The organism is Streptomyces spiralis (genome assembly GCF_014654675.1).
Lineage (GTDB): Bacteria > Actinomycetota > Actinomycetes > Streptomycetales > Streptomycetaceae > Streptomyces > Streptomyces spiralis.
This window is the reverse complement of the sequence record NZ_BNBC01000056.1, coordinates 44,493-60,324: the sequence shown is the minus strand read 5'-3', so window position 1 is coordinate 60,324 and position 15,832 is coordinate 44,493. Positions and strand designations below refer to the sequence as shown.

The following is a 15,832-nucleotide window of genomic DNA, read 5'->3' as shown; positions in this document are numbered from 1 at the left end:
ACGGTAGGTCAGGGAGTCCGGCCTCGAACACTCGCGGAGACGCAGCCATACGGTTGCGATCCTCGGCTGCCCCGGAGGACGTCCGCTACGTGAATCCGCGACCGCTGCTCTTGCTGCGGGCTTTTTGTGATTTTCCGTCGCTCCGAACGACGACCATCGGGGCGACTGGGGAGACGTCGAACGGTGCGGAGATGCGATTCTCGGTCGTCCCAGAAGACAACTGCCAAAGTCGGGACCGGAGTCTTCGTGGACGTAGTACCAGTTGCGATCCTTGGTCGCCCACGAAAGACGACCGCCACCTTGAGACGTAGTAACAGTTGCGCTCTGGCTTGTTGGTGTTGCGATTCTCAATCGCACTCGAGGACAACCGCCACAAGCATGTGGACCTCGTAGGCGTCCTTGGACGCCAAGTTGCGATCCTGGCAGCGCGCCGGCCGGACCGAGACGTTGCGGGAGGCCGCCAAGAAGGCCGAACGGCGCCTGAAGGGGCTGCGCAACAACGGCGACGTCACCTCGGATCCCGGTCGCCAGCGACGTCTACGCCGTCTTCGAGTACATTGAGCCCAAATCCGACGCTCTTCCCGACTGGCTCGACCTGGATGTCCCGGACGACCGATTCATAGCCTCAACCTTGCAACTGCAGTCCCGCACCCCGGCTCCGCGGGGTACGTCGCCACCAGCGACATCAACCTCGAGACCAAACTGCACGCCGTCGCCTTGCCGTTCATCGAACCCTGACCCGCCGTGACCTCAGCCCGACAGATGTGAGGCCCATGAGCCTCACGATAGCTCCCGGCAGACGGTCACCCAGGTCTGCGGTCTTGAAAATGTGCTCGTGGAGGGCCGATGCTCATTGGCCGTGCCATCCTCTACGCATGCCGTGAGGGGAGCGATGCCGACCGTTATGAATCCGGATAACTTCATCGCAGGAGGACGAGATGATGACACAGCCACCGCTGGCCTGGGGCAGCCTGAGATGCTCGTCCTGGACATCGACGGCACACTCGTCGAGCCCGGACGCCAGATGACGGAACGCGTTCGCTCCGCGTTGATGCGGGCGTATGGAGCCGGATGCCACGTAGTACTCGCCACCGGCCGAGCGTCGTTCGAGGTCGTGGAACTCTTCCGAAGCACAGGACTTCCGCAGGGGCTGGCCGTGTGCAGCAATGGAGCTGTGGTCGCGAGCATGCCCGACGGCAAGATCCTCGCGCAGGAGACGTTCGACGCTCGTCCCGTCCTGGATGTTTTGCTGGAGCATGTGCCAGCAGCCCGGGTCGCCGTCGAGATCGCGGGCACCGGATACCTGGTGACACATCAGTTCCCCAAAGAAAAGCTCCTGGGACCACAGATCGTCGCCTCTTTGGAGGGCATCTGTTCCGACCCCGTCATCCGAGCCGTTATCCGGGACCCGAATCAAACAAGCGAGGACTTTCGCGCCCTCATGAACAAACTGCGCATACGTGGGGCCAGTTACGCGGTGGGCTTCGAAGCGTGGTTAGACCTTGGCCCGTTGGGGGTGTCCAAGGCTTCCGGACTGGAGAAGGTGGCTTCCATGCTTGCTACCGATCCCCGGCGCGCGCTGGCCATCGGCGATGGCCACAATGACACCGAGATGCTCACGTGGGCAGGGCGAGGGGTGGCCATGGGGCATGCCCCGGAGGAGCTCAAGAAGATAGCGGATGACACGACCCTCGGTGTTGCCCAGGACGGGGCAGCCGAAGAGATCGAGAAGTGGTTCTGATCAGCGGATGGAGAGGACCCGCGCCAAGGGGACGGTGACAGGGCCTCGGCAGTCCGGCAACCATGCGCGGTCCGTTCCCGCAGGTGAGCCGGACACCCACCGCTCTCCACACCGGCCCCAGAGCCCCCAGCGGCTCGCTGGCGGGCTGGACGGCCGCCTCCCGCCGCGATTGCTGGAGGCGGCGGGAGGCGGCCGCGGCTCTTGGCCGAACCGCGAAACCACAGCGCCCGTTCCGCGTGGCCACCCTGCCTGAGCGCCGGGTTCCCCGATGCGGGGTGGGTAACACGCCGCTGACCCGACCGACAGGGCACGAGGGGGCGGGTGGCTTCGGTCATCTGCGGCTGCGGTCGGCCTCGGACAGGCCGCCCCACACGCCGTAGTGCTCCCGTGTCTCCAACGCCATCCGCGCACACTGCTCCCGGACCGGGCAGCCCTCGCACACACGGCGTGCGCGCTCCTCGCGTTCCTTCCGGAGACGACCGCGCTCACCCGTTGGTGAGTAAAAGACGGAGCTGTCCATGCCGCGGCAGGCGGCGACACGTTGCCAGTCCCATAGGTCGCCCACGGGCTTGATACGGACTGCATAGCTGGGTGGTCTGGGCATGGCTCAGCTCCCCTCCCGATCGGTTCCACGGGTGTTGTCGACAGAGAGTGCGCCGCTCAGAGAGCGCGCACATCCGTCGCCTGACTGACGGATGCAGCACGGATGGACGTTGAGTCGAATGACAGATGTGGGGTCCCCCACCGCTCCACGAGCATCTAGGACGACAGCGTCGGTGTCGATCACGTGCCGGCGCGCCGACGCTCTGGAAAAGGAGTCCGCTCGTGAGCCCCACGGTCAAGGTCGCCGTCATCTACTACTCGTCCACCGGCTTCAGCGCGGAGATCGCCAAGGAGATCTCCGACGCGGCGACCAAGGCGGGAGCCGAGGTCCGCCTGCTGAAGGCCGCCGAACTCGCGCCGGAAGCCGCCATCGCCTCCAACGAGGCATGGGCCGCGCACGCGGCCGCCAGTGCCGGCGTCCCCGTCGCCACGCCGGATGACGTGGAGTGGGCGGACGCCGTCATCCTCGGCACGCCCACGCGCTTCGGCAACGTGTCCTCCCAGCTCAAGCAGTTCCTCGACACGCTCGGTGGCCTCTGGGCGCAGGGCAAGCTGGCGAACAAGGTGTACAGCGGCTTCGTCACGACGGCGACCACCCACGGTGGCCAGGAGTCGACGCTGCTGGCGCTCTACAACTCGATCCACCACTTCGGCGGCCTGGTTGTGTCGCCCGGCTACACCGACCCCGTCAAGTTCGTGGACGGCAACCCCTACGGCACGTCGCACGTGGACGGCCAGGGCAACAACCCGATCGGTGACGAGACCCGCAACGCCGCGCGGCACCAGGCCGAGCGCGTGGTCCAGATCGCCGGCGCGCTGAAGGCCGGACTGGCCGCCTGACCCGCCCTCACAAGGTGGAATGTCGCGTGTCCGGAGGGTCCTTCCTCCCGGGCACGCGATGATGCGTTCACTGCCCGTGTGGTGGTCCGCACAGTTGTCTGACGGATGCGGTCGACGGGCCGACGGCCGAGGCTGGAGAGGTACGGAATTTGTGGTGAAGGAGCAGGACATGGCGCAGGCAGACACCGGCGTGGAAGACGTGGACCTCCTCGTCGTCGGAGGGGGAAAGGGCGGGAAGACGCTCGCCATGGACATCGCCCGCGGCGGCGGGCGGGTGGCCATGGTGGAGCGCGGCATGATCGGCGGTACGTGTATCAACGTGGCCTGCATCCCCACCAAGACCCTGGTGACCAGTGCCAGGCTCCTCGACAGCCTGAGCCGGGCTGAGCAGGTCGGCATCCGCACCGACAAGCCCGTGGCTGACCTGGCCCTCCTGCGCGAGCACAAGGAGGGCGTCGTGGCGGGGATGGTCGATCTCAACCACCGCCAGTTCCTCGACAGTGGCATGGATTTCATTCTGGGGACCGCCCGCTTCACCGGTGAACGCACCGTGCGGATCGACCTGGACGACGGCGGCACCCGACTCCTGCGCGGCAAGGACGTCGTGATCAACACCGGCACGGTCCCTGGGATGCCCGACATCCCCGGCATCGCCGAGGCCGAGCCTCTCACCAGCGAGACGCTGCTGCACCTGGACCGCATCCCCGAGCACCTGGTAATGATCGGCGGTGGCTATGTCGGGCTGGAGTTCGCCCAGATGTTCGCCGCGTTCGGCAGTCGGGTCACGTTGCTGCACCGCGGTCAGCGGGTTCTGCCCCGGGAGGACCCGGACGTCTCGGAGGCGGTGGCAGGGTTCCTCGCGGACGCCGGCGTGCGTCTCCACATGGGTGTCACCATCACCGAGGTCTCGCGCGGCCCGTCCGGCGTGACCGTGCGGCTGAGCTGCGGGACGGAGGTGACCGGCACGGACGTGCTGGTGGCCGTCGGCCGTGAGCCGGTGACCAAGGAACTGGGCCTCGATGCGGCAGGCGTGCGGACGGATGCCCGCGGGTTCGTGGAGGTCGACGACCGGCTGGCGACGTCGGCGCCGCGCACGTGGGCGGTGGGCGACGTCGCGGGCAGCCCCCAATTCACACACGTCTCGCTCGACGACTACCGCGTCGTCAAGGCGAACATCACGGGCGGGGACCGGCGGACCACAGGGCGGCTGGTGCCCTGGAACCTGTTCACCACCCCCGAGCTGGCCCGGGTAGGTATGACCGAGACCGAGGCCCGGGCAGCGGGCCACGACGTGCGTATCGCGCGCATGCCGGTCGCTGCCATTCCACGCGCCCGCACGCTGCGGGACACCCGGGGGGTCTGGAAGGCCGTCGTCGACCGGGACAGCGACCGGATCCTGGGCGTGGCCCTGCTCGGTCCGGACGCCTCCGAGGTGCTGACCGTGGTGCAGACCGCCATGCTGACGGGCGCCCCGTACACGATGCTCAGGGACTCGATTATCGCCCACCCCACCATGGCGGAGGGGCTGAACATGCTGTTCAACGCCTGGACCGACTGAACCTGCGGTGTGCCGATGGCCGTGGGCACAGTCATCCGACTGATGCGGGGCCGCGGTTCAGTACGCGAGAGTTGCCGTGGCGGGACCGGCAGGCGTGCCGGATCCGCCGAGACGTCACACGTTGTCCAGGGAGCCAACCATGTCGGGATCCGAAGCCGAGGCCGAGAAGCAGATCCTCGGCCGCATCACGGAAATGATCAGTCAGGAGCGGGACCTGCGTGACCGCCTGACGCAGCACACTATCGACCGATCGACTGAGCACGAGCGCCTGGCCCGGTTGGAGACCGAACTCGATCAGTGCTGGGACCTGCTGCGCCAGCGGCGAGCCCGGATCACGGCGGGGCAGGATCCGGAAGAGGCACACGTGCGGCCGGCCTCACAAGTGGAGCACTACCTCTCCTGAACCGACGGCCGCCAGCGCGGTGCGGACAGCGACCGGACGAACCGGAGCGGAGGGCGACACCTCATGGCGGGGTGTGGCCCTCTTCCTGTGCCCCACCGGCTCAACGATCCCGGGGGACGGAAGCGGGGGAACACCTCCTGGCCGGTCTGTTCCACCGCCGCCAGCAACACCTGTCAGGGCAGGTCGTGCGGAGGAGAGTGAAATCGCGGCATCACTGACGAGGGCAACGCCCGGACGCGTCCAGACCCTGTTCACGCTCTCGCGCAGTGCGGCGAAGTGAGCATCGCGCCCCGTTTCCAGCAGGCGAGGGACAGGGCCGCCGAAGTCCGCGAAGAGCGTGCGCCGGTCGCCGGCTGGAGCGGCGGGGACGGGACTGTTGATGTCGGCATAGCAGTAGACGCGGCCGGCGCCGAGCTGAACGGTCAGGGAGGTACGGCCTTTTGTACCCAGGTGCGCGGTCCAGTCGGTGATGCCGGACGTCACGTCTTCGGCGATGAACCGCCAGCACAGCTGGCCCAGGAAGCGCGGCGCCGGGCCGCCGAACAGGGAGCGCCGCACGGCGGAGTCGATGCCGTCCGCGCCCACCACCAGGTCGTGCGCCTCGGTGGTGCCGTCCGCGAAGGCCACGGTCTGGGATCGCCAGTCAAGGACCGACATCGCCCCAGTCCGGTCCACACCGAATTCGGCGAGCAGGCGCCCGCGGTGGTCGTGGAGCCGCTGCCGTGACACGGGCTCCGCGAGCTCGGCCACCGCGTCCCCCACGCCGATACTCGGCAGCGCGCGGACGGTTTTCGCCGGAAGGTAGAGACCGGCACCCAGGGCGGCCTGCTCATCCTCGGCACGGCGTTTGACGACGTCCACCGGGAGCCCTCGGTCCAGCGGAGACTTGGCCAGTGCCAGGCCGGACATTCCGGCTCCGACGATCAGAGTACGAGGCCTGTTCACAGCGGGATTCAGCGCCGGAACCTGGAAGGGAAGCCGACATGCCGACGGAATGATGAGCGCAGGGCCTACACGGTGTCGATTACCCGCAGCGTCGCCATGTCCCTGCCGTCGAACACCCAGTCCGGACGGGGCGGAGGAGCCTTGAGCCGCCCCATCACGTCCGCGGGGAAGCCGTCCAGGACGGACCGGGGCGGGAACACACAGCCACGTGTCACCCGGGCACCCGCACTGACGAAGCTGTCGGCACCGATGTGACTGCGGGTGTCGACGAGGGAGCCAGCCTCCACCACGGTGCCGTGCTCGATGTGGCAGCCGATGAGTACCACACCCGGCCCGATCACCACATCATCCTCGATGACCAGTTCGCTGCCCGCCGCGGCATGCAGCACCGCGTTCGCCGAGATGACGACTCCGCCTCCGATCCGGACCCCGTTCTGCCGATTTCCGATGGCCCGGGCCCCGGCACCGATGACCGTCCCCTCACCGACGACCACGTCACCGACCAGTTCCGCGCTGGGGAACAGAAGAGCCGAGGGCGCCACCCGCGGGGAGGCGTCTCGGTGTGAGTAGAGCTGACCCATCGTGAGGTGCTCCCGGGAAGCGACGGCCGGACGCCAGGCATCGTAGGCGGTACGTCCGTCGGACGAGCCTGACGGAGGCGAGAACCTGCGCGGACAGGCGGGATACGTGTCCTAACGGGCACTCCGGTCGGCGGCGGACGGTGCGGTGCGCGACGGCGGATGCCCCGCAGCGCACGCTGCGGGGCATCCCGTGTGGCAGGTCCCTGTCGCTGATCTCGCGGTGAGGTCAGCGGGTGGCCTTGTCGGCCTTCTCGATGAGGTTCGTCACCGCACCGGGTGCGTTCAGCATCACGTTGTGCGACCCGTTGACCTCCACGGTCTTCGCACCGGCGCGCTGGGCCATGAAGCGCTCCAGGTCGGCACCGATGGCGTGGTCCTGGCGGGCCACCAGGTACCAGGACGGCAGCTTCTTCCACGCCGGGTCCTTCGTCTCGCCGTTCAGGGCGGCGGCCGAGACCGGACGCTGGGCCACCGCCAGCGACGCGGCGGTGGCGCGGGAGACCGTGTTGCTGAGGAAGGTGTCGCGGTACTTCGTCGGGTCGATCGTCAGCTCCACGCCGGCGGACCCGTCGGGGGCGGGGTAGGTGTTCGGCACCACGGGCAGCGGGGCGATGGGGTGCTCCACCGGGTGCTCGGCGAGCTGCGCGACGGTCTCCCCGGCGTCCGGGGCGTACGCGGCGATGTACACCAGAGCCTTGACGTCAGGGTCACTGGCCGCGGCGTTCGTGATGACGGCGCCACCGTAGGAGTGGCCGACCAGGATGATGGGCCCTTCGGTCTGGGCGAGGACGCTGGAGATGTAGGCGGCGTCACCGGGCACGTCGCGCAGAGGGTTGGCCGGAGCCTTCACCGGGTATCCGTCGGCCTGGAGGCGCTTGACGACACCGTTCCAGCTGGAGGCGTCGGCGAAGGCGCCGTGGACCAGGACGACGGTGGGCTTCGGCGCCGACTTCCCGTGGGACTGACTTGGCTCGGCACTCGCCAGCGGGGTGAACAGTGCGCCGCCGGCAAGACCGGCGGCCGCGAGGGTGGCCAGCGAGGCAGTGATGACTCGGCGAGAAGGCACGGCAATCTCCAAGTGAGGTAAGGCGCAGGGACGGTGCCGTGGTGCGGCAGGCGTTCGTCACTGGCCGGTGATGGACCACCGCGGCCAGCTTTCGCACCGCCCGCGGCTTCCCTCTCAGAGTGCTCCGGGCGGACACCCGTCGGCTTCTGTTGTTTGACTGCTTCCACCCGCACCCGATGCTCTACGTCGTTCCCGGGCGGTGGCGCCGATGTGTCTACCGCCGCAGTACCGAGGGCAGCTGCCGGCGCGACTGCACTCCCACCTTGAGGAAGACCCGCGACAGATGACTGGCGACCGTGCGGTGCGTCAGACCGAGGTGCCAGCCGATTCGCTGGTTCGTCAGTCCGGCGGCGGCCAGCCGGGCCACCTCGGCCTCGCGAGGGGTGAGGCTGAACCGCTCCGCCCACGCCGGGTGACCGGACGCCGGGGCCTCCCCGGCGGCCAGCAGCTCCGAGGCGGCTCGCTGCGCCCAGGCGTCGGCGCCCAAGGCGTTGAACGAGTCGTGCGCCTGCTGGAGATGGGTACGGGCCTCCAGTACGCGCCGTTGCCGGCGCAGCCACTCACCGAAGGCCAGATGAGTGCGCGCCCGCTCGTACCGCATTGGTGCGCCGGCCGGTGCCAGCGCCGCGGTGAAATGCCGCTCCGCCACCTCGCCGTCACTCAGCATCGCGTACGAGCGCGCTACCAGCTGCTCCAGCAGCGCCGATCCGGTGCGCCGGCCCACGCGCTCGACCCGCTCCACATCCGACCGGACCTCGGCCCCTCGGCCGGAGGCCACGGCCGCGGCCACCAGGTCCCCCAGAGCCCAGCCGGCGACGATCGGGTCCCAGGCGTCTCCGTCCGTCCTCGACACTAGGGACAGCTCCTCGAAGGCCTCTTCCGGACGACCGTGGGTGAGGGACATGAGACCACGGGACCAGCGGGTTCGGGCCGCGAGCATCTGAAGTCGGCGGGGCAGCGAGTAGGCGAGGATCTCGTCCGTGAGGGTGTCGTGGCCGTTCTCGTCCCCACGCCACGCGCGGGCCTGGGCTACACCGGACCGGAACGCCATCAGTGCGCGATCGTCCTCCGACGACCGAGCCCAGTAGCCGCCGACCTCGGCGTCGTGCTCGACCGCGGCACGGTCACCGAGGTTCACGTGGGCGATCTGCAGGTGGATGAGGACGGTGATCGCTGTACCGAAGTGCCCCCGCGCCACGAGAGGGTTGAGCGCCTGACTGCCTATCAGGTCGGTCGCGACCGGATCGTCGAGTCCGGTCGTCATGACGACGAGAGCCACCGTACGTGCTACGTCGGCGGGTGGTGTGCCCGCCATCGCCTCCGCCACGGCCCGGTCGAGCAGCGTGCGTGCCCGTGGTCCGTAGGCCACCGGGTCGACCCAGCTCAGGGTCGACAGCAGGTCCGCGTCGTCCGCGCGTCCCGGTTGCCCGAGGAGTTCCTCCAGCCTTGGCCGCAGTGCTCCACCCGTGGCGGGGACGCACAGCGCGGGCGCCATCGAACAGGCCACCGGTACGAAGGGCGGCGGCCAGTCAGAACTGTCGGCGGCCGCCGAGCGCAGGAGAAGCGTCGCGGCAAGTCCCGGGGTGCCGTCGTTGTTGTACGCCACTCGCGCCTCCAGCGCGGTGGCCGCGGCGACGAGGGAGGGGGGCACCGGCGTGGCCGTGAGGTGCCCCACGAGCCGCCTCATGCCGCGTACGTGCCCGCGGGCGGCGGCGGCCTGTGCCGCCTTCACCAGCCGCCGCGCCCGTTCCCCCGGGGCCGGGCTCAGGTCAGCGGCCAGCTCCAGGACCGCCGCGGCCTCCGGCAAGTCCGCCGCCACTCCGTCCTCCAGGGCGGAGGCGGTCGTTTCGTCGGGCGCGGACGACACCGCAGCGACGTGGAGGGCGCGGCGGTACGGATCGTCGGTCAGCAGTTCCGCCAGTGCGACGTTCGCCCGCTTCCGCTCGCCGAACGAGGACGTCCAGTGCAGGGCCGACCGCAGCAGGGGGTGCCGGAAGCGCAGCCGCGCTCCGCTGACGTCGATCAGCCCTGTCGCCTCGGCCGCAGCCGGCCCGGCGCCGTCCGCTCCGCTGATTTCGGCGGCCTTGACGAGGATGTCGACGCGGTCGGTGCGGGCGTCGGCCGCCAGCAGCATGAACGCCCGGGCATGACCGGACACACCGGCCAGCATAGGAGCGATTCGCCGCTGCAATGCTTCGCCCAGCGGCAGCCGAGGAGCGAGCAGGTACGCCGCCGGTATGCCGGCGCGCTTGAGTTCGTCGACCACCCCGACGATGCCTGCCGGGTAACCCTGGGCCTCCGCCAGGACCCGTTTCGCCAGGGGCGGCGGCAGATATTGCTCCCGCCGATGCAGCAGCTGTTCGCTCGCGGCGGCGTCCAACGGGCTGAGCGTCAACAGGGGAAACCGGTCGGTGAACGCCCGCCGGTCGTCACTGCGAGTCGATATGAGCAGGCCGACCGGCCGATCAGCCATGCGCCGCATGGAGAAGAGGAGAGCGTCGAGGGATCCGGTGTCGAACCACTGTGCGTCGTCCAGTGTCAGGAGCAGCGGCCTACCGCCGTCGCACGTCGCCGTGAGCGCGTCCAGCAACGTCAGACCTGCCGCCTCGGGGCCCTGGGCGGCGGCCACGATACGGGAGGCGAAACCGTCGCCCTGCCCCGAGTCGGCCGTCTGTCCGGTCGCCCCGCCCAGTTGCGCGAGAACCTGGGCCAGCCCGGCCCCGCGCACGTCGGCCTCCGCCTCGTGGCCCCTGATCTCGACCACGGTGAATCCGCCGTGCCGCGCGGCGCCGACCGTGGCTCGCACCAGAGCCGTTCTGCCGACGCCCAGGTCGCCGGAGAGCACGAGGACGTCCCCGGCCCGCGCGGCCCTGGTGAGGAAGCGGTCCAGGATGAGCAACTCGGGCCCACGTCCGGCGAGAGCGGAGTCCTGAAAACGGTTTGTGCCTGCCGTTTCTCCCCCGGTATCGGGAATCGACAGGCCGTCGTCGTGCGGTACGTGCACTCGTCCGCCTCCTCCGTATGGGAGCTGTGCCGACTGCTGTGGCAAGGACCCGGCTGTGGGGGAGTTCGCTCTTGCGCGCTGCCAGCTGCACGGAAAGCGGGTGCGCGGGGAAGATCGGGCAGGCCGCCGCGTGGGCAGCCAATCGGGTCATAGCGTGCAGCCAGACTACACAGTGCCGGCGGTCGCACACCCGGGAGCGCTCTCACGGGCGGGCGGGCGAGAGCGTGCGAGAGATCTCTGACCTGTGCCTTCTTTCCTGAACCGACACACCGGGCAGGAATGGGGCACTATCGGGCAGGCGTCGGGCGTCGGCCCCGGCGTGGAAACACACGGGCCCCCGTCGCATGCCTTGCGGAAGCGACGGGGGCGGTGCCGTTACCGGGCCGTTGGCCCGGTGCGGTGGTCACTCGGGCCAGGCCGAGTTCTCGATGATGTCGACGAAGTTCTCGCGCCGGTACCCCGGCGAGAACCGCTCCAGCACGTCGGCCTTGACATTCCCGAACGTCGTCTCGGGCTTCGGCGCGATCCCCTCGGTGAACGCCTTCAGGATGTTCTGTTTGAAGCTCGGCCGGGGGTGCAGCCGGGTGATCTCCGCCCGGTCCGCGTCGCCGATGTCCGCGTACCCGATGCCCAGGACGTCGTATTCGACTCCGGCAGTGACCAGGGCGACCTCCGGCTCCATGAACTCGGGGATACCTGGCGTGGTGTGCAGCGCGATGGCCGTCCAGACCCGTCGGATGCTGTCCTCCGGGACGTTGTGGCTCTGGAGGAAGCGCCGTGCCTCGTCCGCGCCGTCCACTTCGAAACGCCGGCCGCTGGTGCCGAAGGACTCGCTCAGTCCGACGTCGTGGAACATCGCGCCGATGTACAGAAGCTCCGCGTCGAAGCTCAGCCCACGGTTGCGCCCCTGCAGGCTGCCGAACCAGAAGACGCGGCGGGAGTGGTGGTAGACCAGGTCCGACGTCGTGTCCCTGATCAGTTTGGTGGCCGCGCGAGCGAGCTTGGTGTCGGGAACAGTGATGCCGGCCACGGTCGGTTCGGTGGTGGACATGCCAGTCCCTCCTTCTCGGGAGTTGTGGGAAAGGCGAGTCTCCGTCGACAGCGCCGGGTAAGGCATCTGCCGAACGGCTTAGGCGGTGACCGATCTCCGCACCGATCCGGGAAAAGCGGGCCGACGGGGGAACGACGGCCGCCTCGCCGAGCCTTGGCGGATTTGTCGCATGACCATGCGATGCGGCACTCATGAGCCCGGTGCCAGGGTGGCTCGTACACCGGCACTGAGCCTCGTCCGGTGGTACGTCACTACGAGGGGCGAAAACCATGAACGTCCGGACCAGTGCTCCATCACCGACCCCTCCCACGCCGGACCCGGCGACGGACGTGGGGCGATCGAACACCCGGGGATACGGCGCCCTGGCGGCGGCACTCGTCGTCGGCACCCCGCTGCGCGGCCGGGACGAGGCGCTCACCGGTATCGGTATGGCCCTCGACCGTGCACGGGAGCACCACGGAACCGCGGTGGTGCTGCGCGGTGGCCCCGGTAGCGGAAAGAGCGCCCTGTTGCGCTGGACGGCGGACCGGGCGGTCACCGAAGGCTGGCAGGTGTTCCACCTGGCAGGGACCCATCAGGGCGCGCTCGTCCCGTTCGCCGCCCTGCGGTCCTTGGCCTACCCCGTACTCAACACGTCACCGGACCTGCCGTACTCGCTGCGCAGTGCGTTTCTGGACGCCATGGCCGTCGGCGTCGGCTCCTCGGACGCGCTGCTGGCGTACTCCGCGCTGTGGCAGATGCTCTTCGCCGCCGCACGGGCCTGCCCCACACTCGTGATCGTCGACGACTGCCACTGGCTCGATCCCGGTTCGGCGCGGGCCCTCGCGTTCCTCGCGCACCGTCTGCAGGGCAGTCGGCTGGTGATCCTGGCGGCAGCACCGTCGCACCGTCACGGCCCGTTCGACGGCGACGACGTCAAGGAGATCGTGCTCGACGCACTGGACGACACCTCGGCAGCCGCGCTGCTCGCCGACCACCACCCCGGCCTCGCGCCCCTCGTTCGGTCCACCGTGATGGCGGCCGCCGGGGGCAATCCGCTGGCTCTGCTCGATCTTCCGGCGGCGCTGACCTCCAGACAACGGCGAGGTGAGGCGCTGCTGCCCGACCCGCTTCCGGCAGGTCCGGCGCTGGACCGCGCCCTGGGCGGCCGGTTCCGTGAACTGCCTGCCGACACCCGTACGGTTCTGTCGCTGATGGCGATCGCCGCCGGCGAGGTCGAGCGGAAGCTCGTCAACTCGGTGGCGGAGAACCTGGGCATCAGCCCGAACGCGATCGCCGTGGCGGAGCGGGCCGGCCTGGTCGTCGGGGACCGCGTACTGTGCTTCGCCGAACCGGTGTACCGCTCGGTGGCCGACTCCACGGCACCAGCCTCCCTGCGGCGGAAGGCGTACGCGGCGTGGGCGGAGTACGGACTGGCCCGTTATGACGCCCTCGGCCACCGGGGCCGGGCGGATACACGGGGGGAGGACACCGCCGCGCGGCTGGAGGCACTGGCGCGTGCGGCGACGACCCGCGGCGACTGGAACGTGGCGGTTCGGGCGTACCAGCGGGCGGGCGACCTGACCACGCTTCCGGCCGAACGGACGCGACGCCACGTGGCGGCAGGCAGCGCCGCTCTCCGAGCGGGGCGCCCGGGCCTGGCCCTGGCCCTGACCCGGGAGTCGGACATCGCGGACGGCCGGTCGGCCACCGCCCGTACGCTCCAGCTGGTCCGGGCGTGCGCCGAGTACGAGACCGCCTTCTTCGCAGAACACGCTCGCCGGGAACTGGCGGACGCTCTGAAGCCCGGCCCCGTCGTCGGCGCGGACGTGCGGGACGAGACCGTCCTGCGCCTGGCCGAGCTGAGTTCGCTTCTGCACCGGCCCGGTCCCGCGAGGCAGGCCCTCGACTGGCTGGACCGATTCGGCCAGGGTGGCGCGCCCCTGCGGATCGCCGTGACGGCCCAGCTCGCCGCCACCTCCCGGGCAGCCGGCAGCAGGGCCCAGCTGCACGAGGCCGCCGACAGGCTCGACACCGCTCAGGGCCCGTTCGACGCCCGGGAACTCGTCTGGCTCGCGGACACCGCGCTCCGGATCGATGAGACGGCCCTCGGCAATCATCTCGTCTCCACCGCACTGCGCCGCGTGGAACGAGACGACCGGACGCGCCTGCATCACTGCTGGGCGCTCCAGGCCGACTTGATGGTCTCCGCCGGCCGGTGGGCCGAGCTCCGCCGGATCGCTCCCTCGCGGATCGAGGCGGCGGGGCGGGACGGGCTCGCGCGCCGCGGCGTCGACATCAGGGCCCAGCTGTTGATGGTCTGCTCCTACCAGGGCCGCCGGGACGAGGCCGAGCCCTTGCTGCGACAGGTGCGTCAGTGGGGGGTGGACCACGGCTCCGTCCACCATGTCCAACTGGCGGCTCACGCCGCGTGCGTCATGGCTCTCGCGGCTGGTGACGAAACACCGGCCGACGTGGTGGGGCTGGTGGCCCTCCCGGTCGCGGACGACTCGCTGGTGAGCACCGTGGCTCGCCGCGCTCACGTCGACGTGGTGCAGGCTGCGCTGGCCAGGGAGGACATTGCGGGGGCTCGACGGCAGCACGATCGGGCGGTCGAGCTCGGGCTCGACCAGGTGTCGGCGGATATGGCCGTGCGGGTCGGCCACGGGGAAGCGCTGATCTCCGCCCATGCGGGAGCCCCCGACACCGAGGACAGGTTCAGGCGTGCCCACGAGGCGGCCAGGAAGTCTTCCTGTCCCTTCGACCGGGCGCGGCTCGCTCTCGACTACGGCAGCTGGCTGCGCCGGCAGCGGGAGACGTCGGCGGCCCGCACTCAGCTCCGCGCGGCGCACGACGCGTTCGCCCGGTTGGGCGCCGCGCCGTGGCGTGAGAGGGCCCGTCGGGAGCTCCGGGCGACCGGTGTCAGCGTCCGTGACCAAGGCGCCGAAGAAACGCCCACCTCAGGAGTGCTCTTCCTGTCGGCGCAGGAGCGCAGGATCGCCCGTCTGGCAGCCGCCGGACTGTCCAACCGGCAGATCGCCGACCAGCTCTTCATCTCGCCGAGGACCGTCGGTTCCCACCTCTACAAGGTCTTCCCCCGCCTCGGCATCAGCTCACGCCGTGAACTGAGGAGCGCCCTGCGGGACTTCGACGACCGCACATGAAGGGAGTCATCGCGGTGACATCACCGGTACCCGTGCGTTCCGGCACAGGTGGGCGCGCCCACCTCACGGCCGTACCCGCCGCCCGGACGCCTGATGGGACCGGCCACCCGGACGTGATGCATGAGCCACGCCCTGTGGCCATCACTGTCAGAGCGGCTGACGCGATCACCGGCGAAGGCGCCGAGGCTTACCTCAGCGGTGCCGAGGCAGTGCTTCTGGTTCCCTGGGACGAGCGGCAACGCGCCGAAATCGTGCTGGTACTGGACCACGCGGTGACGGACGCGACGGTCGGCAGGCTGCAGGATCTGTTCGAGGAGACGGGCGGGGAAGGTCCCCCTGTCCTGCTGGTCGTCGACGAGATCAGCGAGAGGCACCTCCTGAGCGCCGTGCGTTTCGGAGTGGTCGGCGTGCTGTTGCGGCGCGAGGCCCGCTACTCCACCGTGCTGCTGGCTGCCCGGAAGGCTCTCTCCGGCGAAGCCCCCATGCCGCCGGCCCTTGTCCGCACGGTCGTCGAAGAGCTACGGGTACTGCAGTCGTCGGCGCTGCTCAGGGACAGCGACCTGACACCGAGGGAGACCGCCGTCCTGAGGCTGCTGGCCGAAGGACTGAGTACCCTTGAGATCGCGGACCGGCTCAGCTATTCCGAACGCACCATCAAGAGTGTGCTGCACGAAGTGACGACCCGCCTGAAACTGCGTAATCGCACCCATGCCGTGGCATACGGGATCCGTAAGGGTGTCGTCTGAGGAGAAGGCTTCGTGAATTGCTGATCCGCGCTGCGGAATACCGTGAGACCGGTGCCGAATGTGCAGTGACAGTGCACGGATGTAAATTCACTATCCTTGCCCGGCGGGCTGACGATTCTCCCTCGGCTATGGGATTTGCCCGCCGTGGGCG

Annotated in this window: 12 protein-coding genes; 6 read left to right on the top strand and 6 right to left on the bottom strand. The window is 69.6% G+C overall.

Translation table 11 applies throughout. The annotated features are described in order from the left end of the window. The first annotated feature begins 892 nt into the window (after window positions 1–892). Window positions 893–1,741, top strand: a complete 849-nt coding sequence (locus tag IE318_RS37785; RefSeq protein WP_189907445.1) for an HAD family hydrolase — start codon at window positions 893–895, stop codon at window positions 1,739–1,741. Window positions 1,742–2,072: 331 nt separating this feature from the next. Here IE318_RS37785 and IE318_RS37780 read toward each other — a convergent pair whose 3' ends face one another. Beyond that, complete coding sequence (locus IE318_RS37780; RefSeq protein ID WP_189907444.1) at window positions 2,073–2,345, bottom strand: WhiB family transcriptional regulator; 273 nt, start codon at window positions 2,343–2,345, stop codon at window positions 2,073–2,075. A gap of 221 nt (window positions 2,346–2,566) precedes the next feature. On the opposite strand from IE318_RS37780, the gene wrbA reads away from it, so the two are divergent. The 3 genes from wrbA (at window position 2,567) to IE318_RS37765 (ending at window position 5,145) form a co-directional block, all read left to right on the top strand. Next, entirely contained in the window at window positions 2,567–3,184 is a 618-nt protein-coding gene (gene wrbA / locus IE318_RS37775; protein WP_189907443.1) for an NAD(P)H:quinone oxidoreductase, read from the top strand. Window positions 3,185–3,353: 169 nt separating this feature from the next. Beyond that, window positions 3,354–4,742, top strand: coding sequence for a dihydrolipoyl dehydrogenase family protein (locus tag IE318_RS37770; RefSeq protein ID WP_189907442.1), 1,389 nt, complete (start codon window positions 3,354–3,356; stop codon window positions 4,740–4,742). Between the two features lie 139 nt (window positions 4,743–4,881). Further along, window positions 4,882–5,145, top strand: a complete 264-nt coding sequence (locus IE318_RS37765; protein ID WP_189907441.1) for a DUF2630 family protein — start codon at window positions 4,882–4,884, stop codon at window positions 5,143–5,145. Here IE318_RS37765 and IE318_RS37760 read toward each other — a convergent pair. The 5 genes from IE318_RS37760 to IE318_RS37740 all read right to left on the bottom strand — a co-directional run bounded on the left by IE318_RS37760 (window position 5,119) and on the right by IE318_RS37740 (window position 11,792). After that, entirely contained in the window at window positions 5,119–6,090 is a 972-nt protein-coding gene (locus tag IE318_RS37760; protein WP_268256774.1) for an FAD-dependent monooxygenase, read from the bottom strand. The two genes, IE318_RS37765 and IE318_RS37760, sit on opposite strands and share 27 nt — an antisense overlap. 65 nt (window positions 6,091–6,155) lie before the next feature. Continuing rightward, window positions 6,156–6,671, bottom strand: coding sequence for a gamma carbonic anhydrase family protein (locus IE318_RS37755; RefSeq protein WP_189907439.1), 516 nt, complete (start codon window positions 6,669–6,671; stop codon window positions 6,156–6,158). Window positions 6,672–6,897: 226 nt separating this feature from the next. After that, window positions 6,898–7,737 (bottom strand): alpha/beta fold hydrolase, encoded by an 840-nt coding sequence (locus tag IE318_RS37750; protein ID WP_229904017.1) that lies wholly within the window; start codon window positions 7,735–7,737, stop codon window positions 6,898–6,900. 214 nt (window positions 7,738–7,951) lie between these two features. Continuing rightward, window positions 7,952–10,741, bottom strand: coding sequence for a helix-turn-helix transcriptional regulator (locus IE318_RS37745; RefSeq protein ID WP_268256773.1), 2,790 nt, complete (start codon window positions 10,739–10,741; stop codon window positions 7,952–7,954). 403 nt (window positions 10,742–11,144) lie between these two features. Continuing rightward, a complete protein-coding gene (locus tag IE318_RS37740) occupies window positions 11,145–11,792 on the bottom strand; it encodes an HD domain-containing protein (protein WP_189907436.1) in 648 nt (215 codons plus the stop codon). 329 nt (window positions 11,793–12,121) lie between these two features. Between IE318_RS37740 and IE318_RS37735 the strand changes: the two genes are divergently transcribed. Both IE318_RS37735 and IE318_RS37730 read left to right on the top strand, forming a co-directional pair. Beyond that, window positions 12,122–14,935, top strand: a complete 2,814-nt coding sequence (locus tag IE318_RS37735) for a helix-turn-helix transcriptional regulator (protein ID WP_189907435.1) — start codon at window positions 12,122–12,124, stop codon at window positions 14,933–14,935. Between the two features lie 134 nt (window positions 14,936–15,069). Next, window positions 15,070–15,681 carry a response regulator transcription factor gene (locus IE318_RS37730; RefSeq protein WP_229904016.1) on the top strand — a complete coding sequence of 204 codons (612 nt, stop codon included), beginning with the start codon at window positions 15,070–15,072 and terminating at the stop codon, window positions 15,679–15,681. The last annotated feature ends 151 nt before the right edge of the window (window positions 15,682–15,832 follow it).

Coding starts and splice junctions, on each gene's coding strand:
- IE318_RS37770 (WP_189907442.1), top strand. CDS start 3,354: ATGGCGCAGGCAGACACCGGCGTGGAAGACGTGGACCTCCTCGTCGTC.
- IE318_RS37780 (WP_189907444.1), bottom strand. CDS start 2,345: ATGCCCAGACCACCCAGCTATGCAGTCCGTATCAAGCCCGTGGGCGAC.
- IE318_RS37765 (WP_189907441.1), top strand. CDS start 4,882: ATGTCGGGATCCGAAGCCGAGGCCGAGAAGCAGATCCTCGGCCGCATC.
- IE318_RS37755 (WP_189907439.1), bottom strand. CDS start 6,671: ATGGGTCAGCTCTACTCACACCGAGACGCCTCCCCGCGGGTGGCGCCC.
- IE318_RS37785 (WP_189907445.1), top strand. CDS start 893: ATGCCGACCGTTATGAATCCGGATAACTTCATCGCAGGAGGACGAGAT.
- IE318_RS37740 (WP_189907436.1), bottom strand. CDS start 11,792: ATGTCCACCACCGAACCGACCGTGGCCGGCATCACTGTTCCCGACACC.